This window comes from Salibacterium halotolerans, from assembly GCF_900115625.1.
In the GTDB taxonomy this organism is placed as follows: Bacteria; Bacillota; Bacilli; order Bacillales; family Marinococcaceae; genus Salibacterium; species Salibacterium halotolerans.
Genome location: NZ_FOXD01000016.1, coordinates 46,251 through 72,189, shown reverse-complemented (window position 1 = coordinate 72,189; position 25,939 = coordinate 46,251). Strand labels below are relative to the sequence as shown.

General features: G+C 48.1%; 20 protein-coding genes and 1 other annotated feature. Of the genes, 14 read left to right on the top strand and 6 right to left on the bottom strand.

Annotated features, from left to right (window positions below; all coding sequences use genetic code 11):
* Window positions 1–122 precede the first annotated feature (122 nt).
* Window positions 123–1,841 carry an acetate--CoA ligase gene (acsA, locus tag BM124_RS13395; RefSeq protein ID WP_093338255.1) on the top strand — a complete coding sequence of 573 codons (1,719 nt, stop codon included), beginning with the start codon at window positions 123–125 and terminating at the stop codon, window positions 1,839–1,841.
* 521 nt (window positions 1,842–2,362) lie between these two features.
* Here acsA and BM124_RS19010 read toward each other — a convergent pair.
* Together BM124_RS19010 and BM124_RS13390 are read right to left on the bottom strand one after the other, a co-directional pair.
* On the bottom strand, window positions 2,363–2,533 hold the full coding sequence (locus tag BM124_RS19010) for an RING finger protein (RefSeq protein WP_170841143.1): 171 nt from the start codon (window positions 2,531–2,533) through the stop codon (window positions 2,363–2,365).
* A gap of 313 nt (window positions 2,534–2,846) precedes the next feature.
* Window positions 2,847–5,837, bottom strand: coding sequence for a transglycosylase domain-containing protein (locus BM124_RS13390; protein ID WP_093338253.1), 2,991 nt, complete (start codon window positions 5,835–5,837; stop codon window positions 2,847–2,849).
* Between the two features lie 137 nt (window positions 5,838–5,974).
* Window positions 5,975–6,179, top strand: a binding site (T-box leader).
* Between the two features lie 50 nt (window positions 6,180–6,229).
* Here BM124_RS13390 and tyrS point away from each other — a divergent pair.
* Window positions 6,230–7,507, top strand: a complete 1,278-nt coding sequence (gene tyrS / locus BM124_RS13380) for a tyrosine--tRNA ligase (protein WP_093338250.1) — start codon at window positions 6,230–6,232, stop codon at window positions 7,505–7,507.
* A gap of 162 nt (window positions 7,508–7,669) precedes the next feature.
* Here the strand turns inward: tyrS and BM124_RS13375 are convergent, their stop codons facing one another.
* Both BM124_RS13375 and rpsD read right to left on the bottom strand, forming a co-directional pair.
* Entirely contained in the window at window positions 7,670–9,187 is a 1,518-nt protein-coding gene (locus tag BM124_RS13375; RefSeq protein WP_093338249.1) for an AbgT family transporter, read from the bottom strand.
* Window positions 9,188–9,381: 194 nt separating this feature from the next.
* A complete protein-coding gene (gene rpsD / locus BM124_RS13370) occupies window positions 9,382–9,984 on the bottom strand; it encodes a 30S ribosomal protein S4 (protein WP_093338248.1) in 603 nt (200 codons plus the stop codon).
* 442 nt (window positions 9,985–10,426) lie between these two features.
* Here rpsD and BM124_RS13365 point away from each other — a divergent pair, with 442 nt between their 5' ends.
* Window positions 10,427–12,148, top strand: a complete 1,722-nt coding sequence (locus BM124_RS13365; RefSeq protein ID WP_093338246.1) for a sensor domain-containing diguanylate cyclase — start codon at window positions 10,427–10,429, stop codon at window positions 12,146–12,148.
* A gap of 519 nt (window positions 12,149–12,667) precedes the next feature.
* Here BM124_RS13365 and BM124_RS13355 read toward each other — a convergent pair.
* Complete coding sequence (locus BM124_RS13355; protein ID WP_093338244.1) at window positions 12,668–13,153, bottom strand: GAF domain-containing protein; 486 nt, start codon at window positions 13,151–13,153, stop codon at window positions 12,668–12,670.
* Window positions 13,154–13,340: 187 nt separating this feature from the next.
* On the opposite strand from BM124_RS13355, the gene refZ reads away from it, so the two are divergent.
* The gene (refZ, locus tag BM124_RS13350; RefSeq protein ID WP_093338242.1) at window positions 13,341–13,988 is read left to right on the top strand and encodes a forespore capture DNA-binding protein RefZ; all 648 of its coding nucleotides are present in this window, start codon (window positions 13,341–13,343) and stop codon (window positions 13,986–13,988) included.
* Between the two features lie 3 nt (window positions 13,989–13,991).
* Here the strand turns inward: refZ and hisJ are convergent, their stop codons facing one another.
* Entirely contained in the window at window positions 13,992–14,789 is a 798-nt protein-coding gene (gene hisJ, locus BM124_RS13345; protein ID WP_093338241.1) for a histidinol-phosphatase HisJ, read from the bottom strand.
* A 248-nt stretch (window positions 14,790–15,037) separates the two neighbouring features.
* Between hisJ and BM124_RS13340 the strand changes: the two genes are divergently transcribed.
* The 10 genes from BM124_RS13340 to tpx all read left to right on the top strand — a co-directional run bounded on the left by BM124_RS13340 (window position 15,038) and on the right by tpx (window position 24,946).
* The gene (locus tag BM124_RS13340) at window positions 15,038–16,720 is read left to right on the top strand and encodes a septation ring formation regulator EzrA (protein WP_093338239.1); all 1,683 of its coding nucleotides are present in this window, start codon (window positions 15,038–15,040) and stop codon (window positions 16,718–16,720) included.
* Window positions 16,721–16,832: 112 nt separating this feature from the next.
* On the top strand, window positions 16,833–17,243 hold the full coding sequence (locus BM124_RS13335; protein ID WP_093338238.1) for a hypothetical protein: 411 nt from the start codon (window positions 16,833–16,835) through the stop codon (window positions 17,241–17,243).
* 166 nt (window positions 17,244–17,409) lie between these two features.
* Window positions 17,410–18,555: a cysteine desulfurase family protein gene (locus BM124_RS13330; RefSeq protein ID WP_093338236.1), complete on the top strand. Its 1,146-nt coding sequence runs from the start codon at window positions 17,410–17,412 to the stop codon at window positions 18,553–18,555.
* A complete protein-coding gene (gene thiI / locus BM124_RS13325) occupies window positions 18,552–19,763 on the top strand; it encodes a tRNA uracil 4-sulfurtransferase ThiI (RefSeq protein WP_093338234.1) in 1,212 nt (403 codons plus the stop codon). Before BM124_RS13330 ends, thiI begins: the two co-directional genes overlap by 4 nt.
* 110 nt (window positions 19,764–19,873) lie before the next feature.
* Window positions 19,874–21,469 (top strand): amidohydrolase, encoded by a 1,596-nt coding sequence (locus BM124_RS13320; RefSeq protein ID WP_093338233.1) that lies wholly within the window; start codon window positions 19,874–19,876, stop codon window positions 21,467–21,469.
* A gap of 15 nt (window positions 21,470–21,484) precedes the next feature.
* A complete protein-coding gene (gene sppA / locus BM124_RS13315) occupies window positions 21,485–22,483 on the top strand; it encodes a signal peptide peptidase SppA (RefSeq protein WP_093338231.1) in 999 nt (332 codons plus the stop codon).
* 11 nt (window positions 22,484–22,494) lie between these two features.
* Window positions 22,495–23,010, top strand: a complete 516-nt coding sequence (locus tag BM124_RS13310; protein WP_093338230.1) for an RDD family protein — start codon at window positions 22,495–22,497, stop codon at window positions 23,008–23,010.
* A gap of 193 nt (window positions 23,011–23,203) precedes the next feature.
* Complete coding sequence (locus tag BM124_RS13305) at window positions 23,204–23,884, top strand: DUF2953 domain-containing protein (RefSeq protein ID WP_093338228.1); 681 nt, start codon at window positions 23,204–23,206, stop codon at window positions 23,882–23,884.
* Window positions 23,884–24,315 (top strand): GerW family sporulation protein, encoded by a 432-nt coding sequence (ytfJ, locus tag BM124_RS13300; protein WP_093338227.1) that lies wholly within the window; start codon window positions 23,884–23,886, stop codon window positions 24,313–24,315. Before BM124_RS13305 ends, ytfJ begins: the two co-directional genes overlap by 1 nt.
* A 130-nt stretch (window positions 24,316–24,445) precedes the next feature.
* Complete coding sequence (gene tpx, locus BM124_RS13295; protein ID WP_093338225.1) at window positions 24,446–24,946, top strand: thiol peroxidase; 501 nt, start codon at window positions 24,446–24,448, stop codon at window positions 24,944–24,946.
* The last annotated feature ends 993 nt before the right edge of the window (window positions 24,947–25,939 follow it).

Below are 25,939 nucleotides of genomic sequence, written 5' to 3'. Positions count from 1 at the left end.
ATATACAGAACCATTAAATGAATAAGGAGTGTGATGAGATGTAATAAAAATTGAAGGAACAGTTTCAATATATTATAATGTGTTTTAGAACACAAATACATAAAAGAGAGGGGAAGATTTAAATGAAAGTGCAAACGCTTCCATCTGTAGACGGTAACTATAACCTGAAAGATTATGATAAAACCGTTCAAACATTTGACTGGAGTGAGGTTGAAAAAGAATTCAGCTGGTATGAAACCGGCAGAGTAAATCTTGCTCATGAAGCCATTGACCGCTTTGCAGATTCCTCTGAAAAGAAAAATCAGACAGCCTTGTATTACAGCGATGCTGCAAGAGACGAACAGTATACATTCGAGGAGATGAAACATTGGACAAATAAAGCAGCCAATGTTCTGAAAGACGCTGGAATTCAGAAAGGCGACAGGGTATTTATTTTCATGCCCCGTTCTCCGGAATTGTATTTTGCTGTATTCGGCGCGATTAAAATCGGCGCCATTGTCGGTCCGCTTTTTGAAGCATTTATGGAAGGAGCGGTCCGGGACCGGCTTGAAGACAGTGAAGCAAAATGTATTGTAACGACCCCCCGGCTTTTTGAACGCGTTCCGGTGGATGATCTGCCTCACCTGGATACTGTATTTATCATGGGAGACGACGTCAAAGAAGAAGGTCCGTACTATGACTTTCAGACGCGGCTTGAAAATGCATCCAACGATTTCGATGTAGAGTGGGTGGACCGGGAAGACGGTCTGATTCTCCATTACACATCCGGTTCCACCGGTAAACCCAAAGGTGTCCTGCACGTTCACAATGCAATGATTCAGCATTATCAGACAGCCAAGTGGGTTCTGGACTTGAAAGACGGGGATGTATATTGGTGTACAGCTGATCCGGGCTGGGTAACCGGTACATCTTATGGTATCTTCGCTCCGTGGCTTACCGGAACGACCAACGTCGTACGCGGCGGACGGTTCAGTCCGGAAGAATGGTACGCTGTGATTGAGCGGTATAACGTGACGGTTTGGTACAGTGCCCCGACGGCTTTTCGTATGCTGATGAGTGCGGGCGATGAAATCGTCAAAAATTATGACCTTTCCAGCCTGCGTCACATTCTGAGTGTCGGCGAGCCGTTAAATCCGGAAGTGGTCATGTGGGGCGAAAAAGTGTTCAATCTGCGGATTCATGATACGTGGTGGATGACAGAAACCGGAGCGATCATGGTTACCAACTTCCCATCCATGACCATCAAAGCCGGATCCATGGGACGGCCGCTTCCCGGTATTAAGGCGGCGATTGTCGACGATCAGGGCAACGAACTGCCGCCGAATCGAATGGGGAACCTCGCCATTGCAAAAGGATGGCCTTCCATGATGAGATCCATCTGGAACCGTCCGGAGAAATACAACAGCTATTTTGAGCTGAACGATTGGTATGTGTCCGGCGATTCCGCTTATATGGATGAAGACGGGTATTTCTGGTTCCAGGGCAGAGTGGACGATGTTATTCTGACAGCGGGCGAGAGAGTCGGCCCGTTCGAAGTGGAAAGCAAACTGCTTGAGCATCCAGCGGTAGCCGAAGCCGGGGTCATCGGCAAACCGGATCCTGTGCGCGGCGAAATCATCAAAGCCTTTGTGGCTTTGCTTGATGGAAATGAGGCGTCCGATGAACTGAAAGAAGAAATTCAGCAGTTTGTCAAAAAAGAACTTTCCGCCCACGCGGCGCCGCGTGAACTGGAATTCCGTGATAAACTGCCGAAGACGCGCAGCGGTAAAATTATGCGCCGTGTCCTCAAAGCCTGGGAGCTTAATCTTCCAACCGGTGATTTATCTACGATGGATGACTAAATTATAAAAACCTCAAGGCATATACAAACCCGAACGATACCACCTGCTGTGTCGTTCGGGTTTGTTATATCTGCTGAGATGGTAAGGCTTGAATCATTCCGTAAAAGAAAGACGAGACTGGGACAAAAATTAAATAAGCACAGGAAAACACGAATATCTTACGGCGTGGCTCAAGAACCGCATAGCAGCGTAGTCAAAATACTTCAGCTCGTGCTTCCACAGGCTAATGACGTTTAAGGGGGCACGAAACCCTCTAAAGTGCCTTATGGACTATTCATTCTACTTTTCATGCAGCAACGCGGGCTCTTTGCTGCGTTGGCTCGTTCCTTTTCCCGCTGAACGCAACCTGGATTCGTTCATGATGACGTTTACGGGAGTACGAAACCCTCTAAAGTGCTTTATGAATCATTCATGATGACGTTTAAGGGTGCACTGGGTACTCTAAAGTGCCTCATGAGCCATGTCTAACGCCGTTTTAAGGGGCGCTGAATCCCCTAAAGTGCCTTATGACCCATTCCCATTTACAAACCACCGTACATCCACCCGGCATTTTTCTGCGTCCACGCTTCCAGCTCTGCTTCCTTTTCCTCCGTTATACCGGCTGGCGTCGTGATTACATCGCGGAGCAGCTCAGGTGTGGTTTTGATCCCGGCAAACGGGCCCTTGAACGACCGGAGTTCGTCGGTTTCCACAAAAAGCTGATCCGGTGGAACCGCGGCCGTGAGTCGTGGTGGCTTCTACACCCGGCACAGGACGTACACGGTTTTGGGAGAGGGTCCCCTTTTTCTCAGCCGATCTTCCTCGTTTTCGAGCCGTGCGCGGGGTGAAGAAAAGAAGACACGGTGATCCCCCGGCGAACCGATGCCGCTCTTGTGCTCTGGAGTAAAAGCGAAGTATTTTGGCGCAGACGTTTGATTTAGAAACGAAAAATGCCGAACGATTTGAAAAAAATCGTTCGGCATTTCTTATCTAATAAAGGTGTTGCCCCAGCGTCGTCTTTTATCTTCACGATTCCGTTTCGTTGTTGTTATCTCCGGAACTATTGCCGGATCCACTTTCTCCGGATTCAGAAGAAGAGTTGTTTCCATCGTTCTGATTTGAACTCTCCTCCTGATCCGCTCCTTCAGACGAGTTGTTTCCGCCGTTCTGGTCATTGTTATTGTCCGTGTTATTATCCTGGGTTTCTTCACTGCCGTTTGAATCTTCGGAGCCGCTATCCTGCGATTCTTCGTTATTGTTATCTTCTTCAGTGGGTTCGCCGCTGTTCTCTGTTGTGCTGCCATTGTCATCATTTTCCTTATCGCCATCATTCGTATTTACGTAGCGCTGGGCCGTGGCAGACTGGCTTGATTCGCGTCCGCGCGAATCAACCGCGGTAACAAAGTAGGATCCGGATCCGGCATTGAAAGATGTCGTTCCATCGGCGCGGATGCTTCCAACAAGTTCACCGTTTGAACGGTAAATCCGGTAACCAACGATATCACCATCACGATGCGGGGACCACGTAACCTGGTTTCCGCTGAAAGATACATTCGCAACCGGAGAAGGTGCTCTTCCGTTATCCGGGGCCTGCCGGTCCGGTGCGACATTCTGCCATTCCTCAGGAAGGTATTCCGATATTCCCTCCGTATCAAATAGATCATCGTCAACGGATATACCACTTCTTGTAAAGGCGGAAGGCGTCGAGTCATAGGCCTGGTAACGGGCGCCGTTAATCGTCACAAACAATTCCTGCTGCAGCCCGTCGCCGGTTTCTGTCGGAACATACTGCTCGTTAAAATAATCGGTCGTCGTAAAGCCGGCGTTTGAGCATTCTGACGTCGGAAGTTTGCCGGTTATACCGCAGATGGTCTGTCTGACGATACCGTCCGGCTGCTGAAAACGGTCATTCAGTCCAAAGACGGACTCTTCGCTTTCCTGTTCTGCTTGATAGGCCGCATTCATATAATCAGCCCATATCTGCTGGGTACGTGTTCCGTAACTTAATCCTTTATAGTAATTTGCTACTTCCTGTGGTGTATCATAGCCGATCCATATACCGAACGTGACATTCGGATTGAAACCGACAAACCAGGAATCGTGGGTATCATCTGTCGTTCCGGTTTTTCCGGCCCAGTCTCCGCCGAAGTTCATCATGCCCGGCAGTGCGGATGCTGTTCCTCCGGATCCGAGAACGTCACGGAGAATATCAACGGTTAAAAACGTTGTCTGCGGCGAAAAGACTTCTTTGGACTGTGTTTGATGTTCATAAATCGTTTCTCCGTCTTTCGTTTCAATCCGCTGTATCATGTAGGAATCATTGTATGTTCCATTATTACCGAAAGCAGCATACGCGTTGGTATTTGTCTCAACGGTTGTACCGTTTGTCAGTCCGCCGATTGCGGCGGAAGGGTAGGGCTCATTGGGACCGATATTATTGAACCCTAAATCGAGCAGCGCCTGTCTCGCTGTTTCTTTTTCCATCCGTTCAAATGTGCGGACAGCCGGGGAGTTTCGTGATTCTACCAGTCCTTCACGGACGCTTACAAATCCCTGATAACTGTCGCCGTAGTTTTGATAGCTGTCTTCTCCGTTTTCATATTCTCCCGGCACATCAGGGAGAATGGTCCCGGGCTGGACGAGGCCCTGCTCCATAGCGGGACCATAGTCAAGCAGTGGTTTGATAGTTGACCCATTCTGCCGGTAAGCCTGGGTGGCGTGATTTAAATTATTCTGCTCGAAATTGCGGCCGCCGACAAAACTCAGAATAGCACCATTCTGGTTGTCGATCATCATGGCGCCGACCTGTTCCTGTTCGACGTTTCCTTCCACTTCTCTGTCCGGACCGTACCACTGGGAATTGGAAGCTGCTTCCTGCATGGCATCATAAATGTTCTTTTTGACAGTAATATGCACATTATACCCGCCAAGCGCCAGTTCATTTTCCGCCTGCGCCTGGTACTGCCCGATGGTTTCCCGGCGCTCTTCTTCGTTCATGGAGTCCAGGTTTACGCCTGCTTTATTCATCAGATCGTTCCGGATGATATCAACGGCTCTGCGCTGTGTTTCGTATGTCAAATAAGGGTAGTTTTCCACGATGCTGCCCTGTGGTTCAGCCAGGTTGGCCCTTATATCATAATCCAGCGCATTTTGGTACTCTTCTTCAGTAAGAAAGTCATTTTCGCGCATATTTCCAAGCACCCGTTCCATCCGTGCCAGCCCTTCTTCCATATCACTTTTCACTTTGCCTCCCTGGGCAAATGGTGTATAAATGTATGGGTTCTGGGGCAGGCCGGCAATAAATGCAGCCTGGGCCGGATTCAGTTCCGAGACGTCCACTCCGAAAATACCCTCCGCAGCAGACTGCGCTCCGGCAATGTTTCTCCCGTCCGAATTACGTCCAAATGGAACGATGTTTAAATAAGCTTCCAGAATCGAGTCTTTTTCAAAATAATTTTCCATCCGAAGTGCGAGTGCGATTTCTTTTGCTTTTCGCTCAAATGACACTTCATTTGTCAAAATCTGATTTTTGACGACCTGCTGGGTCAGTGTGCTTCCGCCTGTCTGGTTGCTGGCATTGGAAACTTCCTGATACACCGCGCGCAGCAATGCTTTTGGAACAATCCCCTCATGTTCGTAAAAATATTCATCTTCAGTTGATATGACAGCATGAATCAAATGATCGGACATTTCTTCCAAAGGTCGTTCTTTCCGCTCCAGTCTGGCAGGAATTTCCCCCAGGAATTCCCCTTCGTCAAAATAAATACCACTAATTTCTTCGTAATTGTAGACCTGGTTTTCAAATTCCTCTTTACTGTACGCTTCTTGATTCTCCACAAGAGACATGAAATAGCCGGCTCCTGCTCCACCGGCAAAAAGACCGAGGGCAATAAAGACCACAAATGCGACAAGTAATAAGTTCCAGAAAACGTAAGATGTGATATTCAAGCCCTTGATCACCGGTTTGTTTTTCCAGGAATCAAAGCGTTCGTTCAAGTTTCCAAGAAAATTTTTCATGTTATAATTCCTCCTACACATCAACGATATTATAGCATAAGGATGGTTTGCTTCCTATGGATTTTGGCGATTTTCATCAGTTTACGTTGACAATAGAAAAAAAGGTATGGTAAAAGAAAGATAGTCTATATATTGTATAACAGGCATGGAAAGTATGAAGTAGCTTTATTCTCCCTGCAGGCAGAGAGCCGGCGGCCGCTGCGAGCCGGTACAAAGAATACAGCGAATTACGTGCTGGAGCCTTTCCCATTTTTGAATGGGACGGTTTTTACCGTTATTGATATGAAGTGGAAAGCAACGGCTTTCAACAAGGGTGGTACCGCGATGACTATCGTCCCTTCCGTACAGCACGGGAGGGGCGTTTTTTATTCTGACATGAAGGAGAAGGAACTATGGATATTTTTGAGGACTTAAAGGCAAGAGGTCTTGTGAACCAGGTTACCGATGAAGAAGGGCTGCAGAAGCTGCTGCGTGAGAAACAGGTCACCCTTTACTGCGGGTTTGATCCGACTGGTGACAGTCTTCATGTCGGCCACCTGCTGACGATTATTTCGCTGCGCCGTTTTCAGCTTGCCGGGCATCAACCGCTGGCTCTCGTGGGAGGAGCGACCGGACTCATCGGGGACCCGAGCGGAAAGAAAGCAGAGCGGACACTGAATGAAGAAGATGTCGTACAGATGTACACTGACCGGATTCGCGGCCAGCTGGAGAAATACCTGGATTTTTCAGGCGGCAGACGGGCGGAAGTTGTGAATAACTACGATTGGATCGGACAAATGTCGATAACTACCTTTTTGCGTGATGTCGGCAAGCATTTCAGTCTGAACTATATGATGTCCAAAGAGTCGGTGGATTCAAGAATTCAGTCCGGCATATCGTTCACGGAATTCAGCTATCAGATTCTGCAGTCGCTTGATTTTTACCACCTGCATGAAGAAAAACACTGTCAGCTGCAGATTGGCGGCAGTGATCAATGGGGCAATATTACGGCCGGGCTTGAACTTATCCGCCGGATGAAGGGCGGAGAAGAAGGGGAGCAGCCAGAAGTGTACGGGTTCACGATTCCGCTCGTTACAAAGGCTGACGGTGAGAAATTCGGCAAATCCGAAGGTGGTGCCGTATGGCTCGATCCCGAAAAAACATCGCCGTACGAGTTCTATCAGTTCCTGATTAACACAGACGACAGAGATGTGATCAAATTTCTCCATTATTTCACGTTTCTGCCGCAGTCCGAAATAGCCATCTATGAGCAGGAGCTTGAGAACCGGCCGGAAGAACGCGCCGCCCAGCGCCGTCTTGCCGAAGAAGTGACAACGTTTGTACATGGAGAGGAAGCGCTGAAGCAGGCACAGAATATTTCGGCGGCCTTGTTTGGAAAAGACGGGGATATCAAACGCTTAAGCGCTGAAGAAATTCAGCAGGGCTTTAAAGATGTACCGGGGCATACGATCGAAGAAAACGAAGCGGGACTGATTGACCTGCTGATCCAGGCAGGCATTGCATCCTCCAAAAGACAGGCGCGGGAAGATATCTCAAACGGCGCGGTCTATATTAACGGAGACCGGTGTCAGGATCTGGATAAAGTCGTGGGAGACGAAGATAAAATCGACGGATCTTTCACCGTCATCCGCCGCGGCAAGAAAAAGTATTTTCTCATCCAATTTGCATAAAAAAACGAAGCTGCCTCTTTGAAAAAGGGGGCAGCTTCGTTTTTATGCTCCGCAGCAATTCCGCCGGTAAACATGGCTGAACCGCTGATAAATCGATGGAAACCGCCGATAAACGCCCGCGTTCCGCCGAAATAATGCCGAAAAAGGTACCGCGGCAGAAAACTAATAGTAAATAGGGGCGCCTGGGCCGACCGGAATGCCGAGCAGTACCCAGATGAGAAGAAGGACCAGCCACCCTGCAAGAAAAGCGATGGAATACGGAATCATCATGGCAATTAACGTACCAATGCCGACTTTTTTATCGTAACGCTGGGCAAAGGCGATAATAACAGGAAAGTACAAAAGCAGCGGTGTAATCATATTTGTGACCGAGTCTGAGATTCTGTATAACAATGTCGTGAATTCCGGTGAGTAATTAAGGTTCATCATAATGGGAACAAATACCGGCGCTAAAATAGTCCACTTGGCCGAAGAACTTCCAATGAAGAAGTTGACGATCATCGTAATCCCCATGAAAGTGAGGATCAAATTAATGCCGTCGAAGCCCGTGTCCTGTAAAAATTCTGCTCCGTTGAACGCAATAACCGTTCCAAGATTTGTTTCACGGAAATACGCGATGAACTGCCCGGCTGTGAAAGCCAACGCAATGTAGCCGCTCATACTCGCCATCGTTTTTCCGAGTAACGTCGTCAGGTCCTTATCATTTCGTATTTCTTTCGATACGATACCGTAAATAAGACCCGGGACAAAGAACAAAATAAAAATCACAAAGACGAGAGCGTTGAAAAACGGAGAATCTATATATGCGCCATCTCCACGGAGAGGGCCGAGAGACAGATAAACCATAACGGCGAATGTTACAATAAAGCCGATACCGGCAAACCGCATCCCGCGTTTCTCCTGGGACGTCAGCTTCTCTAAATCTTCCTGCGCTCCGCCGCTGTATTTTCCAAGACGGGGTCCCACGATTTTGTCGGTAACAATCGTGCCGATGAACGTAATAAGGAGCACGGATGCCGCGGCGAAGAAGTAGTTCATCGTCACGGTTATCGTCTCCGCATACGCAGGATCAATTGTTTGCGCTGCTTCCGCGGTCAGTTCCTGAAGAATCGCATCTGTAGATGTGAGCGCCAGATTCGCACCGAATCCTCCGGACACTCCGGCGAATGCTGCAGCCAGACCAGCCAGCGGATGCCGGCCCAACCCAAGGAACAACACAGCTCCCAGAGGCGGGAGGACAACATACCCGGCGTTGACAGCAAGACTGGACATCACACCTGCGAATACAAGAGCTGCCGTTAACAGGCGGTTTGGAACGCTGAAAACAACGCCTCTTAATGTAGAATGAATCAGTCCGGTTTGTTCAGCGAGACCGATACCAAGCATCGTAACAAGGACAGCCCCGAGTGGAGCGAAACCAATGAAGTTATCCACAGCACTGCTGAATATGTACTCCAGCCCGCTGACGCTTAAAAGATTTTTGACTTCTACAACCTCGGATGTTGTAGGATTCGTAACAGATACTCCTGAAAAAATTCCGGAAATGACAATAACAATAAGTGCTAATATGGCAAACAGTAATAGGGGAGAGGGAAGTTTGTTTCCAATCCACTCAATGCCATCCAGAATACGAAATAAAAACTTTCGAGGCCTGGAAATACTATCTTTATTTTCCGGCATTTCTATACCTCCCTTTTAATCTTATCTATTTAGTCGGAATGAAACATATCAAGCCTCGCTGCAAAAGTCAACGTATTTTACTTATAATGAAACACGATGTTGCTGTTTCAGAAAGACGGATAATGAAAAACCCCCGGAATGTTGTATTCCAACATTCCGGGGGTTTTTGAATAGTATCCCGCAAACTGCAGCGATTACCGGGAATAGAACTCAACGATAAGCGCTTCGGTGATTTCGGATGGAAGTTCGGAGCGTTCCGGGTAGCGGGTGTATGTGCCTTCTTTTTTATCTTCATCGAAGTTAAGAAATTCCGGCACAAAACTGCTTGCTTCCAGAGCGTCATTGATAACCGAGAGATTCTGGGACTTTTCACGTACGCTGATCGTCTGTCCTGGTTTCAGGCGGTAGGAAGGTACGTCGACCCGGCCGCCGTCTACCGTGATATGACCGTGTGTCACGAGCTGACGGGCACCTTTACGGGTGCGGGAAAGTCCGAGACGGTACACGATATTATCAAGACGGGATTCCAGAAGAATAAGGAAGTTTTCACCGTGTACGCCCGGCAGATTACCTGCCTGTTTAAACGTGCGGAGAAACTGCTTTTCATTAAGTCCGTACATGTAACGGAGCTTTTGTTTTTCCTGGAGCTGCTCGCCGTATTCGGAAAGCTTCCGACGCTGGGTCGGTCCGTGTTCACCCGGAGGATACGGGCGTTTTTCGAGTTCTTTACCAGTGCCGCTCAGCGATACGCCGAAACGACGCGATTTTTTCCAAGTAGGTCCTGTATAACGTGCCATACAAGAGCGCCTCCTTTTATTTTTAAAAAGTATTGGAAAAAGAAGACCATTGACAATCTCCTGACATGCTCATTTTGTTTTCATGTATCTTCGCCCCGACAGCTAGGGGGTACGCAATACACCTTGCATCGTCTCTTCAGCCGCGGATGCAAGGAACAAAATGACAAGGGTGCACACATCAAGTATGTCCGGGCTGTCTTTTAACACAAAAGCAATTATATATTTTTGTGCAGCTGAAGTCAACATAAATACCGTCAAATAAACACTGGTAAGATAATTTTAATAAATTGAAAAAAATCACAGAAATTTTAATAAAAATAAGTTATAATGCAGTATATAAATAAGTCACAGGTATAAAGAATCAAATATTACAGACGGTTCAAATAAGGTTGAGGGGATCGGAAATATTCAGGGGAAAAAACGCAGGCGGTGGTGTGAAAATATGAAAAATATAGAATTATCATCGGACGAAACAGCGCAATACCGGAGGATGTGGGAAGATATTCTGGACACGAAGGAAGTCAGGGACCTGTTTGGCCCCTGCACTCTTTTTTTAAAGAATGACCATGGCGAAACAGTATCTGCTTACACCGATGGAACCCTTCCGGAAAAAACAGAAACATTTAAGGAAGAAAAACTGTTTCAGATTGAGGAGCGTTTTTGGACCGCCGGAGCAATTATTAACCGGGATCAACCAAATAGCACAGGACTATATTTTTTTCTCAGCGGGCTGATTCCTTTCTTGAAGCGCAGGCTTCAGGAGCAGTATCGCATCGGTAAAGAGAAAGATAAGCGTTACGCCCTGATGGTGCAGGTAACAAAGAAATTCCATTCTTCGATGAAGGCGGCGGCTGTACTGAAAGAAATAGTACAGGCTCTTGAATTCATCTATCCCGATAGCCGCATCGCGCTTCATCTCGCCCAGGACTGGGAGGTTCACTCAGATATGGGGCATATTGACTGCTCCTTTGGTTTTCAGAACATCAACGAAAAAATGCAGCAGACATACCTGCTCGGACAGATCCAGACAGCGGATACAGAAAAAGAAGGAATATCTGTTCTTTATATACCGTTGCTCGGTAAACAGGGGGTTTATGGTGTATTGAGCATGGAAGCCGGGCAGCAGCTTGTCGAGGATGAAAAGGAACGGGATTATATTAAAACGCTGACCGACACAGGCGGAAGTGCGCTGGAAAATGCGGAGCTGTACCAGCAGTCGCGCACATTGATAAAAGATCTGCAGCTGATTAACGAAACATCCCACTTTCTCAATTCCACAAGAAAATTTGAGGAAACCGTGGAGAGCATGCAGAGACAGATTGAAAAGTTTATACCTGAGAGCAGGCAGGGTTACATTTTGATGGATGATGTTCGTAATCTGAGGATGCTGAACGATGAGTATTTTCAGGCACCGGAGCGGATGGAGACCATTTTTCGAGTGATGGATTATTTTGAACGTAATCATGAAGCGGTGTTCACTGGAGATCTTTTGGAAGAACCGTCGTACCATTTCGATGGTTTCCGTTCCATGATGGCTGTTCCGATGAAGCAGAGCGATGAACTGAAAGGGGCGGTCATTGTTCTCGGCATCGAACCAAAAACGTTCACCTTTCATCAGTTCAAACTGCTGCAGTCTCTCGTTCATCACTCTACCCTCGCGTTTATGAATGCGGTGCTTCATGAGAAACTTGAAAAACTTGTCATCACAGATCACTTGACCAAACTGCATTCGAGAAGGTACCTGGAGCAGCAGATGAGTGACTCCCTTAATAAGGAAAACCAGGGGACATTTCTTCTTTTTGATATTGATAATTTCAAGAGTATCAATGACAATTTCGGCCACCAGACCGGAGATAGTCTCATTGTTCAGGTAGGCGAAATTATGGAGCAGAATATACGATCACAGGATACCGCGGCAAGATGGGGAGGCGAAGAACTGGCTGTTTACCTCCCGCAGACCTCTTTGGAAGCAGGACGGAAAGTAGCGGACCGCATTGTCAGGCATGTGGAGACCGCTTCCTACCCCTCTGTCACGATATCATGCGGCGCATCATCATGGATCAGCGGTGGGGAGACCACGCTCCATGACCTGTTCCTAAGTGCTGACCAGGCATTGTACCGCGCAAAGCGTGAAGGAAAAAATCAAGTAGTATATGAAATATGAAAACGAGACTGGGGCAACAAAGAATAACGGTGAGGAAAAACCGAACATTCAGCATAGGCAGAACAAAAATCCCGAACGATCCTTAAGGGGATCGTTCGGGATTTTTTTCTATGATACAGCGCATGTAACCAAGGGCGGAAGCGAAAAAGGCGTCCGTCTGCAGCGCATGCCGGGTATACCAGAGCGAGGCAGCGGCCGGCTGTCAGTCATCGGACCGTGGACACTAACACCGAAAAATAAAGGTATAGTGTCCGCGGATCACTGTTTGGGGGACATTAGGCCGCTGTAATCAGATGATAGTGGATGCCGGTAAAAATCCGTGGACACTATCGGCCGGTGGAGGAGTTCCAGAGTCCACCGATCCCGCTTACGTGGACACTAAGGGCAGCAGCAGTTGTTATAGTGTCTAGGGAGCCGGTCCGCTCTGAAAGCGCCGCCGTTTTGCACCCAAGAAAAAACGCCTGCTTATATGTCAGCGAATCCCTATTTGGCTCTTTTGAAATTATCTGTTCTGTTTGTTTAGAGATGCGTTGTAAGTGCTGCGGCGAATTGCTCGAGGAATTGCTGGTCTTCTTCGCTGAACCGGTTGTAGACGGGGCTGTCAATATCGAGAACACCGATAAGATGGCCGTCTTTGAGAAGAGGAACCACAATCTCGGATCGGGATGCAGCATCGCAGGCAATATGACCGGGGAAGCTGTTCACATCATCCACCCGGACGGTGCGTTTTTCTGAAGCACTCGTTCCGCACACACCCTTTTCAAACGGAATCCGTATGCAGGCCGGCAGCCCCTGAAAAGGTCCCAGCACAAGTTCTTCGTCTTCCTCATGATATAGATAAATCCCTGTCCAGTTTACATTCTCCAAAAACTGATGAAGCAGTGCAGAAGCGTTGGCAAGATTTGCCGTTCTGTCTGTTTCTTCTTCAATCAGGGAAAGGAGCTGTTTACGCAGCATGTCAAAATGGTCCTTCTGCGTTCCTTGATAGGAAACGGGTTCAAACATAGGTCTACCTCCTTCGAAACACTTTTTCAAAAAGGAGTATAGCATAAACGCTCCGGCACCGTCTTTTCATAATGACTGCAAAATACAATGGGAAATGTCGACATGTTTTTAAAGGAGAACAAGGACCGCATGCGGAAGATATACTACAGCCGGCCGGAACAGGAAGAAAAGCAAAAGGAGGAACGAAATGACGCAGATGGCAGACACCCGCGGCAGAATTATTCAGGAAGCGGCTGTGTTGTTCACCAACAGGGGATTTGACGGCACATCCGTGCGGGACATTGCAGGGCGGACAGGTGTCAATCTATCCCTCATTTCTTACTATTTTGGAGGGAAACAGGGGCTTCTTGAAGCGCTCGTCGTTGATTTTCTGGAAGGATACATGGCCCATTTGGAGGACATATCAATCCGTGAAGGGAAAAATGCGTTTGAGCGGATGATGGATATGGCGGAGCACATTCTGCTTTATATGCAGCAGCATCACCAGCGGGCGCGTTTTGTTCTCCGCGAAATGACGCTGGATTCGATGCTTATCCGGGAACTCACTTCCACCTATTTGATGAAGGAAAAGCACCTTTATTCGGTTGTACTGCAGGATGGGGTGAAAGAAGGTGTATTTCACCCCGGGGTGTCTCATTGGACCATCATGCATTTCCGCAGTATGATATTGATGCCTTTTCTGCATCATCAGTACGTACGGGAAGTGTTTCACATGCAGCCCCAGCAGGCACCCTTTGTAATACTGTACCTGAAAGAAATCAGGAACTGGATGTACAGTGCACTTGTGACGCCGGGACATACAGAGCAGAAACGTCCCCGTCCGGTCCATCTTTGATTATTAAAGAGCCGTAATGGTTTCTGCCCCCTGCATCATATCCAGAGCCTGATGGGCGTCGGATCCGTATATAAGAGGGATGCCCCTTTTCGATGCTTCCCTTGCTGTATTAAGATCCGGGTAAGGTTCGCGGCACCAGGTTTTTGCGAAGCCGGCACCGTTGAAATCAAGCGTCATATCACAGCGGCGGACTGCATCCAGCACCTCTCCGGTATAAGAAGCGGTATTTATTGACGGGAATTTTTTCTGGAACTTTTTTATAAGTGTCATATGGCCCAGGCGCCTTGGTTTATAAGGTCCAAGATCGCTTTCTATCGAGTGGAGAACGGTGTCGTAGTAGAGATTCACGGCATTCTCCAGAGAGTCGGCTGCCTCGACAAAGGCTGCAAACATGCCGGCACTGTAGTCGATACAAAACCAGGAATCAGCCGCGTGCAGAAAGTGAACGGATAAAATACTGTCATCCAGGTAAGGACCGATCTCGTTCATCATCGCTTTCGTACTGGCATCAAACCCTTTGATATAATCGATTTCCAGTCCAGTTAATATCGTGATATCGCTGCGGTACTCTTTTTTCAATTCATTGATCGTTTCGATATATTGTTCGAGATCAACCGCTGCCATCGCGCTGTCTTTATCCGGCACAGGATCTGTGAATCCTTCCGGAAGCGGTGCATGCTCTGTGAAAGTGATGGTCTCAAGCTCCTCCTTCAAAGCACGCTCGATATACGCATGAAACGAATCTGTCGAACCGTGCGGGCAGAAAGGCGTATGAATATGACCGTCGCGTGTGATGTGCATCTCCTCTCCTCCATCCATTTTCCATTGATTTTTAATTTTATTTAAACTTCTCCCACATGATAAGTATTTCCATGTTATCATAAAGGTACCTTTCTCATAAAAAATACGAAAATGGAATGATAATTTCCATTAGGAAGTCATCCGCGCACGCCCTGTGCCGGAGTGAATATTTTGTCTCATTAAGCAGGAAAATGGACGAGTCCTGACGAAAAATACAGAAAAGTGTGCGCAAACTGGAGTGAAGACTCATGGTATACTACGTCATTATAGCGGCAGTTTTGGTTACGGCGGCTGTTATTATCTATGGAGCAGTTTCCCGCCGCAGCATTTACAAAAGTGTGGACCGGCTGGAAAAGTGGAAATCGGAAATATCGAACAAGCCGGTTGCTGATGAAATAGCAAAAGTGAAAGATCTGAAAATGTCCGGGGAGACGGAGGAAAAATTCGAAGAATGGCGTAAAGAGTGGGATGACATTCTTGGCAGACATCTTCCTGACATTGAGGAAGCCCTTTTTGATATTGAAGAACGGGCAAACAGATACCGTTTTGGTAAAGCGCGCGTGCTTATTGAAGGCGTCGACAACCAGCTTCAGGATATGGATGCCCATATTCAAAAAATCTTCCGTGAAGTGGAACAGCTCATACATAGCGAAGAAGAAAACCGCAGCGGTATTACAGAAAACCGTGAAATGTTCGGGAAGCTGCAGGGGCATCTTGCAGAGAACCGTCTCTCTCTCGGCAGTACTGCTCCTGTCTTCGAAAGGAAATTGAAGGAAATGGAAGCCGCCTTCACGGAGTTTCAGGAAGAAAGAGACGCTGGAAACTATACAAAAGCGAATCAGATTTTAAGCCGGGTTCACACTGAACTGAAGCAGGAAGAACTTAATATGAGTACGGTGCCGGGACTGCTTGTGGATATTGAAACAGATATTTGCGCCGAATGTACAGAACTGGAGAACGGTGTACAGGAAATGGAGCAGGAAGGGTATATTCTCAGTCATTATGACATCCGGGATAAAGTCAAAAGCATCAGGGAAGAACTTCCGGAACTGAAAAAAGCTGTGGAAAACCTTGAATTGGAAAGGGTGCAGGAACGACTTGATGAAATCCGGACATTCATTGAAGAAACGTACGACTCCCTGGAAAAAGAGGTCGAAGCCCGGCGTTTCGTGGAAGAAAATGCTCCTGAAACACGGGAAGAGCTGACACGCCTGGAAGAACAGGCCTCTTCACTAGGCGAGGAACGGAGGAAAGTGGAACGAAGCTACCGGATTCCTGAGGACGAACAGAAGAGGCAGGAAAAGGTGGAAACGTCCATTCAGGAAGCCCTGAAAGAATGGCGGGTGTTCCAGGATGTTCAGGAAAACCAAAAACAGCCTTTTACCGGTCTGAAAAAAAATCTCGAACAGCTGAAAAAAGATATAGCAGGTATTGACCAGAGTATCCGTCGTTCCAAAGAGAAACTCCACACGCTCCGCAAAGATGAACTAAAAGCTCTTGAAACCCTGCGGACGCTGCGCAGGCAGCTTCTGCGGGACCGGATGACACTTGAGCGTTCATATCTACCGAAAGTCCCATCCAGTCTGTTGAATGAAATGGATGCAGCCGGAGAACGGCTGAACGCGGCAGCATCCAACCTGGAGGAATCACCGGTGGAAATGGGAAGAGTCAATGCTTCGGTAGAGGATGCCGAGCATTATGTTCAAAAAGTTCATCAGCAGCTGCATGCTACGATTGATCAGGCACATTTGGCGGAAAGAGCCATTCAGCTTGGAAATCGGCACAGAAGCAGTTCGGAAGTCATTCATAACGCATTAATAGAGGCGGAGTCCCTCTTTAAAAAAGGCTATTATGATGAGGCGGTTAACGCGGCTGTACAGGCAGTGGAGCGGAAAGAACCCAATGCAATGCAGAAGCTGGAAATGCATTAAACGGGTATTTATAACCAGTAAATAGTTGTTTTATTTCTGGAAATAAAACAAAAGTCCTTTTTAATCCAAGATGGATATGATACAATCGTCTTGTGCGAAAGGAGGGCGGACGTTGAAGCCCATTTACATGCTGGGGACAGTTGTGATGATATGTTTAGCGGTTACCGGGGCGGCAGGAGCCATGTTTCTATTTAATACAGAAGAAACCGGCACGCAGAAAGAACGAACGACCGAAGAACTTGCGGCCGACCTCGATGAGGCTTTAGGTGTTGATCCGCCCGCTGAAGAGAAAACGCCGGAGAACAATAAAACGGATTCCGACGGGAAAGAAACGGAAAATAGCAGAACAGCACGTCAAACTCCAGCCGCGGATACAGAAAATAATAAATCACTGGAAAGCCGGGCCGTTTCGTCATCGGAATCTGACTGGAAGCAAAGCGCAAGAAAGTCGAATGCCATATCGTTAGGACCGGAAGAAAAGAGCATTTCTGTGGATGAGCTTCTGCAGAGAATAGAAGAATAAATAAAAAAACTGCCCTTGAAACAGGGCAGTTTTTTTGTGAGGGAAGACGGCGTTCATCGTTTGAAACTTTATCACGCATTTTTCTTGGTTAACAATATGTGATAAGATAAGTTGTTGTATTCTGTTAAATCAAATCGATATATCATATAAAAAAGGAGGGGGTCCAATGGTTTATCTGGACAACAGTGCGACAACAAAACCGTGGCCGGAAGTATTGGATGCCTATTACAGGGCGGCATCGGACTATTTCGGCAATCCCTCTTCCCTTCATCACCCGGGAGTTGAAGCAGAAACCCTTTTGAACAAAGGAAGGGCGTCCGTGGCAGGTATTTTGAATGTTAATACGGAAGAGATTGTTTTTACTTCCGGCGGAACGGAAAGCAATAATACTGCCATTAAAGGGATTGCTGTAGAGCATAAAGAACGCGGAAATCACCTGATTACGTCATCGGCGGAACACCCTTCCGTCACGCAGGCCTTCCAGGAACTGGAATATTTTGGATTCGATGTTACGTATGTCGATGTGGACGAGGAAGGCCGGGTGCAGGTGGAAGACGTCCTGGAAGCTGTACGGGAAGACACTATTCTCGTATCCATTATTCATGTGAACAACGAATTGGGAACCATCAATCCGGTGGAAGATACAGCACGTGCCTTAAAGGCGTACCCGAAACTGTTTTTTCATACGGATCATGTGCAGGGGGCAGGACATGTGCCGTTGGATCTTCAGGATGTGGATTTGTGTACTATTTCGGGGCATAAAATTCATGGACTGAAAGGAACGGGCGCATTGTTTGTGCGCCGGGGAACCGCCTTGTCTCCTCTTTTGCATGGAGGCAGCCAGGAGCAGCAGTTCAGAGCGGGAACGGAAAATGTCCCGGGTATAACGGCACTGGCTAAAGCACTGCGTCTGTCCGATAACGAACGGCAGCAGCAGAATGGGCGGCTTGAGGATCTGAAACAACACCTCATTCAGCATCTTCACAAACTCGAAGGCGCAGTCGTCAACACACCAAAGACAGGTTCCGCCCCGCATATTGTGAATGTGTCGTTTCCCGGTATGAAACCGGAAGTACTTGTTCAGGAGCTGACAAGAAACAACATTCATGTATCGACAAAATCCGCCTGTGCTTCAAAGCTTCAGGAGCCAAGTCCTTTACTACTTGCGGCGGGACTTGGTACAGAACGCGCATCCAGCGCGGTGCGGGTAAGTTTTTCCCATGACACAGAGGATTGGGAAGTCGAAGAATTTGTCCGTACGCTGCACAAAGCTGTATCAGACATGATGCAGGTAATGGGAGAGAAAAAATGATGGAATATAATCACATTTTAGTTAGATACGGTGAATTGGCGCTCAAAGGGAAAAACAGAACAAAATTTGAACAAACACTTGCCCGAAACATCCGTTTTGCCCTGCAGGGGCATCCGCGCACAAACGTGAAACGCACCTTTGGACGTACGTTGATTGAACTGAATGGCGAACCGCTGGAAGAAGTCATGGAGCCGCTGCGCCATGTTTTCGGCATTTCTTCATTCAGTCCGGCGATGCGGGCATCCAATGATATTGAAGACATAAAGGAAACAGCGCTGCAGGCCTTTCTTCATCATGACGGAGATAAACAAACGTTTAAAGTGAACGCACGAAGGTCCTATAAACCGTTTCCGATTTCTTCGCAGGACGTAAATCCGATGATTGGAAGCCATATTCTCAAAAATACAGAAGAGACTTTCGTGGATGTTCACCATCCGGATGTGGAAATCAATGTGGAAATCCGTGAGCAGGGAACGTATATTACATGCGGACGTATGGAAGGAGCCGGCGGACTTCCGGTAGGGACAGCAGGCAGCGTGATGCTCATGCTCTCCGGAGGCATAGACAGTCCGGTAGCCGGGTATCTGTCGATGAAAAGAGGAGCGGAGCTTGAAGCGGTCCATTTCCACAGCCCGCCTTATACAAATGAGCGGGCGCGGAAAAAAGTGGAGGATCTGACCAAAGTGCTCACCACGTTCGGCGGTCCGGTGACACTTCATGTTGTTCCTTTCACGGAACTTCAAAAAGCGATTCATTCCTCCATCCCTTCCAACTATTCGATGACAATCATGCGCCGGATGATGCTTCGTATCACAGAAAAAATCGCCTCGGACCGCGGGGTGCTGGCGCTGGCAAACGGGGAGAGTCTGGGCCAGGTCGCATCCCAGACCCTTGAAAGCATGTATACGATCAACGAAGTGACCAACATGCCTATTCTGCGGCCGCTTGTGACGATGGACAAACAGGAAGTCATGGATATATCAGAAAGAATCGGCACCTATTCTATTTCGATCCGTCCATATGAGGACTGCTGTACGATATTTCTACCTTCCGAATCCGTTACGAGACCACGCCGGGAAAAAGCTGCGCGGTTTGAGAAAGGATTGGATTTTCAGCCGTATGTGGAGGAAGCCGTGGCAAACACGGAAGTACTCACTTTCGGCGGAGAGCCGGGAGAAACAGAAAAAGATATGGACTCGCTCCTCTAGTTCAAAGCCCTCTCTTTTCAAGGAGAGGGACTTTACCGATTTTTTTCAGAAAAGGTTGAAACATTGAGCTGTGCTGTACGTATTATAGATGGAAAGGCGGAAAGCAGCGGATGGGAACAATATGGTTTAACGGCACCATTTATACCATGACAGCCGAAAACAAAACCGTAGATGCGGTCTATACGGAAAATGGGAGAGTGGCCGATACCGGTTCTGTTTCAAAACTCCGGCAGGACTATGCGCCGGACGAAGAAATGGATCTGCAGGGGGCTTCGATGTATCCCGGTTTTCAGGACAGCCATTTACATATGCTTGGAATGGGAGAAACGCTGATGAGTCTTGATTTTTCCGGGATGCAGTCGGCGGCGGAAATGAAGCAGGCCCTTCAGGATAAAAAGACCCGGCTGGCACCAAAGCAGTGGCTGACAGGAGAAGGATGGAACGAAAACAATTTTACGGACCGTAAAATCTTTCACCGTTCGGAACTGGATGCTATCGCAGGCGATCACCCTGTACTGTTAACACGAATATGCCGGCACGCGGCTCTGGTCAATTCAAAAGCGCTGCACCTGGCCGGTATTACAGAGGAAACGCCTGACCCGCCGGGAGGAATCATTGTCCGTGATGAGAAGGGGCAGCCGACAGGCTATCTTCTCGACACCGCTGTTGATACCGTGAGGCAGATGATGCCTCCGGTGCGTGACGAACAGCTCCAGGAAGCACTCCGGGAAGCGGTTCGGAACATGCTCAGTAAAGGTCTGACAGGTGGACACACAGAAGATTTGAACTACTACGGCGGATTTCAACGAACGTTTCGGATCTTCCAGGATTTGATAGATCATGATACACTGAAGTTTCGAACGAACCTGCTCGTTCACCATGAAGTGCTTGATGTTATGCATGACGAAGGTTTTCGTTTCGGACCGGCGAACGACTCCCTTTCTTTTGGTGCTGTAAAAATTTTTGCAGATGGGGCACTCGGCGGGCGGACAGCTCTTTTACAAAAACCGTATAATGATGCTCCGGAAACCTGCGGCGTAGCTGTAACGCCAAAAGAAGAAATGGAAAGCATCGTGAAAAAAGCCAGGGAGAAAGGGATGCCGGCAGCCGTTCACGTCATTGGTGATGCTGCATTGAAATACACGGTGGAGGTGCTCGGGAAAAACCCTCCGCCCGCTGGTACAAGAGACCGCTTGATACACGGGCAGGTCACACCGCCGGATCTTGTGGAACGTCTGCAGCATATGAATGTCGTGTTCGACCTGCAGCCCCGTTTTGTTGTTTCTGATTTCCCGTGGGTACAGGAAAGACTGGGAGAAGAGCGCCTGCGCTGGTCGTTCGCCTGGAAAACGCTGCTGGAGGCAGGGCTCTACTGTGCGGGAAGCTCCGATGCGCCGATTGAACCTGTTTCTCCACTTGAAGGAATCCACGCCGCCATAGCGCGCCGCAACCCGGAAGAGTCCCACGATGGATGGCTCCCGGACCAAAAACTGAGTCGGTTTGAAGCGGTGCAGCTGTATACAACAGGGAGCGCCAAAGCTGTATCCGCAGAAAAAGAGTATGGTATGATCGCTCCTGGATTCCGGGCTGATTTTACGATACTGGAAAAAGACATTTTCCATGTACCGCTGGATGAGATTGTAACCACGGCGGTAAAGGCTGTCGTTGTGGATGACACGGTGCAATATGGAACGCTTACTACATAAAGGGAGGTTATCACATTGAATGCCAAACGCTGGGTCGCTTTAGGAATCGCAGCTCTATTGTTTGTTGTTTCCATCGGTTTTCAGTTTGCGGGATCACTCGCTACAGCAAACATGGAAAACGTCGTATCCGGAAGTGCAAACAATGCACAGCAAAAAGTGATGGAACAGGGAGGAAACAACAAAATAGCGGTCATCAAGCTGCAGGGGACAATCCAGGATACAGGCGGAACGTCCGGCCTCATGAGTACAGGTACCTATAATCACCAGCAGTTTCTCCGCACGCTGGAAAGTGCAGGAGAAAACAACTCTGTAAAAGGAATTATTCTGGAAGTGAACACACCGGGGGGCGGTGTTGTCGAAAGTGATGAAATTCATGACAAGATTGTAAACATCCAGGAAGAAACAGAAAAGCCTGTCTATGTGTCCATGGGTAATACGGCAGCGTCCGGCGGTTATTACATTGCCGCTCCTGCGGATAACATTGTCGCTCATCCCGCCACTGTTACCGGATCGATTGGTGTCATCATGCAGAGTGTCAATTACTCCGCGCTCGCAGAAGATCTCGGTATTGATTTTCAGACTATCAAAAGCGGTCAATATAAAGATATTATGTCCGGAAGCCGGGACATGACCGAAAATGAACAGCAGATTTTACAGCGGCTTGTGGACGATTTCTACCAGGATTTTGTTTCCGTGATTGCAAACGGACGGGGCATGTCGGAAGAAGAGGTGCGTGACATCGGGGATGGTCGTATTTATTCAGGCGAGCAGGCACAGGAACTAGGTCTGGTGGATGAGCTGGGAAGCCTGGATGATACCATTTCACTAATGAAAGAAGAAGAAGGAATAAACAATCCGACAGTGGTCCGCTATCAGTCGAATGCATTTAGTTTCAATCAATTTCTCGGCTCGTCGGCGAGAAGTCTGATTCTTGAAGATACAGATCTGCTTGGCATCAAGGATATGCTGATGGATTCCAATTCTCCGAGAGCGATGTATCTGTATACAAAATAGGAGGGAGTCCGATGGACAATTATTCCGATCAACATGAGGAACAACGGGAATATACAGAAGAAAACCGGGATCATTCTCTGGATGACACCCGGGAAGATCCCCCGTCTGTAAGATATGCCGGCTTCTGGATGAGGTTGTGGGCGTATCTTCTGGACCTTCTTATCGTGTTCAGTTTAAACGGACTGCTTATCAGCCCGCTTTGGTTCTCCGGAGCGGAAACCATGTCGGTACTCGGGTGGTTTACACTGCAGGGTGTGCTGAGCGCGTTGACGGCATACCTTTATTTCCTGCTGATGACGAAATGGCGCACCCAGACGCTCGGTAAAATGGTATTCGGCCTGCGCGTTATCCGCAAAGACCATCTTCCGCTCCGCTGGATGGACCTTGTGTTCCGGGAAATTATCGGACGCTTTATTCATCGAAGCGTCTGGATAACCAATGTATTGTATATCATTATTGGTTTTACCGCACAGAAAGAAGGAGTCCACGATTCCATCGCGGACACCCGTGTGATTCATGTAGAATAGCCATTTCTCTGGTGTAAAAAACACTTCGACCATTACAAAAATGGTTGAAGTGTTTTTTTATCATTATACCTGAGCCGTATTGAAAGGATTCCTTTGGATACGGCGGCTGACCAAAAAGATTCATGTTATGCATGATTAAAACAGGAAATGATTGGTCATAATAGAGAGAAAACGATAAAAGGCGGCGGGAGATATGGATTGGCTTATTGGAGCGGCTGCGGTGCTTTTTGTCTTATGTCTGCTTGCTGCAGCGACACCGATTACCGTAACGCTCCATATTCAGTACAGGCAGCAAAAACAGGATATTCATGTAACAGTTACCATATGGCACGTTTTTTATAAAACCATTCACCTGCCGCTGCTTGAACTGGATGAAGAGACTGGTTCCATTCTCGCCCGGGAAAAGACGGAATCCAGCATGGGAAAGGGAGAGGAAAGAAAAGTGAAAGAAACACCGGAAGAAATGAAAAGCCAGTGGGATTCCATGCAGATGTGGCTGGGTCATATAAACCACCTTCGTCCGCTTCTCTTTCGGTTTCTGCATACATGGAAAATTAAAAAGTTCCGCTGGAACACGCGCTTTGGAACGGGAGATGCGGCGTGGACGGGTTTTATTTCCGGAATGGCCTGGACGGTCAAGCAGACGGCGGGAGGACTGCTGTCTGCTGTCATGAAGATGACCTGCAGGCCGGACGTGTCTGTGTCTCCGGAATTTCAGCGCCGCAAGTTTGAAAGCGAGTTTTTATGTATGGTAACCGTCCGCGCGGGACATGCTATCATTACCGGCATTCGGGTGGTGAAACATGTCAGGGGAGACGTGTTCGCCCTGTGGAAAAAATCAAGAGATGAAAGAAGAAGGGAGGAAGCATCCTGATGACGGATCATCCCATTCAAGGGTTAATGAGGACAGCCATGGAAAATTTAAAGGAAATGGTGGATGTTAATACAATCGTCGGCGATCCAGTGGAAACCCCGGACGGCAGTGTCATCATTCCTGTAACAAAAGTTGGTTTTGGATTTGCCGCCGGCGGCAGTGAGTTTTATGGAAAAGATTCATCAGAGACTGCTCTTGAACATCCGTTCGGCGGAGGGAGCGGCGGTGGAGTTTCCATCACGCCGATCGCTTTTCTGATTGTAGGGACGAAAGGTATTAATATGGTGCATCTGGATGAAAATACACACCTATATGAAAAACTGCTGGAATTCACGCCCCAGGTCGTGGAAAAAATCCAGGATATGCTGAAAGGAACCAACGCCGAAACCTCGTCCCGTTCAGCAGAAAACAAAGAGGAACCGCCTATTTAACATATAAACCCGGTGGATGAATCCACCGGGTTTTCTGCGTCAGCGGGGAGTATCCCGTGATGATTGATAAAATGGTCGTAAACGCGTACGATGTAAGTGTACATAATTACTGGAAGAGGAGGAAGATAACATGGCCGAAGTAACATTTAAAGGAAGTCCAATGACACTGATGGGGAACGAAGTAAAACAGGGGGATCAGGCACCGGATTTCACAGTGCTTGCCAACGACTTGTCCGAAGTGACTCTGAATGACTCCAAAGGAAACGTGCGGTTAATCAGTGTCGTACCTTCGCTTGATACCGGTGTATGCGATCAGCAGACACGCCGTTTTAACGAAGAAGCTGCAAATCTGGACGGAGTGGAAGTGCTCACCATCAGCTGCGACCTGCCGTTTGCACAGAAAAGATGGTGCGGAGCCGCCGGAATTGAAAACGTTCAGGTACTTTCCGACCATCGTGACCTCTCCTTCGGGCAGAACTTCGGAACAGCTATGGAAGAAATGCGCCTGCTCGCCCGTGCTGTCTTTGTCGTAAACAGCAAAGGGGAAGTCACGTACGCGGAATACGTGCCGGAAGCGACCAACCATCCCGACTATGATTCCGCAATCGCTGCAGCAAAAACTGCGGAATAAACAGATAAAGAGTCTGGGACAAAACCTGTATCACATAAAGAATGCCGAACGATTTTTTTCAAAACGTCCGGCATTTTTCGTTTCTAAAACACACTACTGCGGCAGCATCCTTTGTTTTTACTCCATAGCACAAGGGCGGCATCGATTCACTGGGGCTCATCGTGTCTTCTTTGCCCCTGGTACGGATCGCGGCTCCGGTTTTGAAGGATCAGCTGCTTGTCGAAATCAACGGACCCGGCCGTACGGATGCAGAACCATGCAGGGCGGATGTACGGTGGTTCGTAGAAAATGGAGACGTTTGTTTGTATCCTTCAGGTTGGGTGGGAAACGGGTGGACGGAATGTCATTGGGAGTGGGTCCCAAGGCACTTTAAGGAGTTCGGCGCCCCCCTAAACGTCGTTCGGCATGGCGCCTGAGACACTTTATAGTGCCCGGTGTGCCCATAAACGTCATTATGAATAGTTCCTAAAGCACTTTAGAAGGTTTCATACCCCCGTAAACGTCGTCATGAACGAATTCAGGCTGCGTTCAGCCGGGAAACAAAGAGCCTGCGTCGCTGCATGAAAAGAGAGAGGAATAGTCCATAAGGCACTTTAGAGGGTTCACCTCCCCCTTAAACGTCGTTAGGCATGATGCATGAGGCACTTTAGAGCATCCGGTGTCCCTCAAAACGTCATCACAAATGATTCATAAGACACTTTAGCGTACTCGGTGCGCCCTTAAACGTCATTAGCCTGTGGAAGTACGTCACGTGCGGGCGCCGACCTGACCGCACATCCTGCGGGGCACCCGTGACTCGTGCTTTTCTCAGCAGGAGCCGAAGCATTTTGGCTCCACTGCTATGCGGCTCTTGAACAACGCCGCAAGACATTCGTGTTTTCTTCCGACTATTTTACTTTTGTCCCAGACTCTTTTCTGCGTCTCGTTTTAACCGCGGCGGTATTTCTGCTATACTTTCCAAAGACATGCATGAAACGAGAAAGGGCGGTAAGA

Excerpts from the sequence above, each read along its gene's own strand:
- acsA (WP_093338255.1), top strand. The coding sequence starts at position 123 with ATGAAAGTGCAAACGCTTCCATCTGTAGACGGTAACTATAACCTGAAA.
- refZ (WP_093338242.1), top strand. The coding sequence starts at position 13,341 with ATGACGCAGATGGCAGACACCCGCGGCAGAATTATTCAGGAAGCGGCT.
- BM124_RS13375 (WP_093338249.1), bottom strand. The coding sequence starts at position 9,187 with ATGCCGGAAAATAAAGATAGTATTTCCAGGCCTCGAAAGTTTTTATTT.
- tyrS (WP_093338250.1), top strand. The coding sequence starts at position 6,230 with ATGGATATTTTTGAGGACTTAAAGGCAAGAGGTCTTGTGAACCAGGTT.
- BM124_RS13365 (WP_093338246.1), top strand. The coding sequence starts at position 10,427 with ATGAAAAATATAGAATTATCATCGGACGAAACAGCGCAATACCGGAGG.
- rpsD (WP_093338248.1), bottom strand. The coding sequence starts at position 9,984 with ATGGCACGTTATACAGGACCTACTTGGAAAAAATCGCGTCGTTTCGGC.
- tpx (WP_093338225.1), top strand. The coding sequence starts at position 24,446 with ATGGCCGAAGTAACATTTAAAGGAAGTCCAATGACACTGATGGGGAAC.
- BM124_RS13355 (WP_093338244.1), bottom strand. The coding sequence starts at position 13,153 with ATGTTTGAACCCGTTTCCTATCAAGGAACGCAGAAGGACCATTTTGAC.
- BM124_RS13310 (WP_093338230.1), top strand. The coding sequence starts at position 22,495 with ATGGACAATTATTCCGATCAACATGAGGAACAACGGGAATATACAGAA.
- ytfJ (WP_093338227.1), top strand. The coding sequence starts at position 23,884 with ATGACGGATCATCCCATTCAAGGGTTAATGAGGACAGCCATGGAAAAT.
- hisJ (WP_093338241.1), bottom strand. The coding sequence starts at position 14,789 with ATGCACATCACACGCGACGGTCATATTCATACGCCTTTCTGCCCGCAC.
- BM124_RS13340 (WP_093338239.1), top strand. The coding sequence starts at position 15,038 with ATGGTATACTACGTCATTATAGCGGCAGTTTTGGTTACGGCGGCTGTT.
- BM124_RS13305 (WP_093338228.1), top strand. The coding sequence starts at position 23,204 with ATGGATTGGCTTATTGGAGCGGCTGCGGTGCTTTTTGTCTTATGTCTG.
- BM124_RS13330 (WP_093338236.1), top strand. The coding sequence starts at position 17,410 with ATGGTTTATCTGGACAACAGTGCGACAACAAAACCGTGGCCGGAAGTA.
- thiI (WP_093338234.1), top strand. The coding sequence starts at position 18,552 with ATGATGGAATATAATCACATTTTAGTTAGATACGGTGAATTGGCGCTC.
- BM124_RS13390 (WP_093338253.1), bottom strand. The coding sequence starts at position 5,837 with ATGAAAAATTTTCTTGGAAACTTGAACGAACGCTTTGATTCCTGGAAA.
- BM124_RS13320 (WP_093338233.1), top strand. The coding sequence starts at position 19,874 with ATGGGAACAATATGGTTTAACGGCACCATTTATACCATGACAGCCGAA.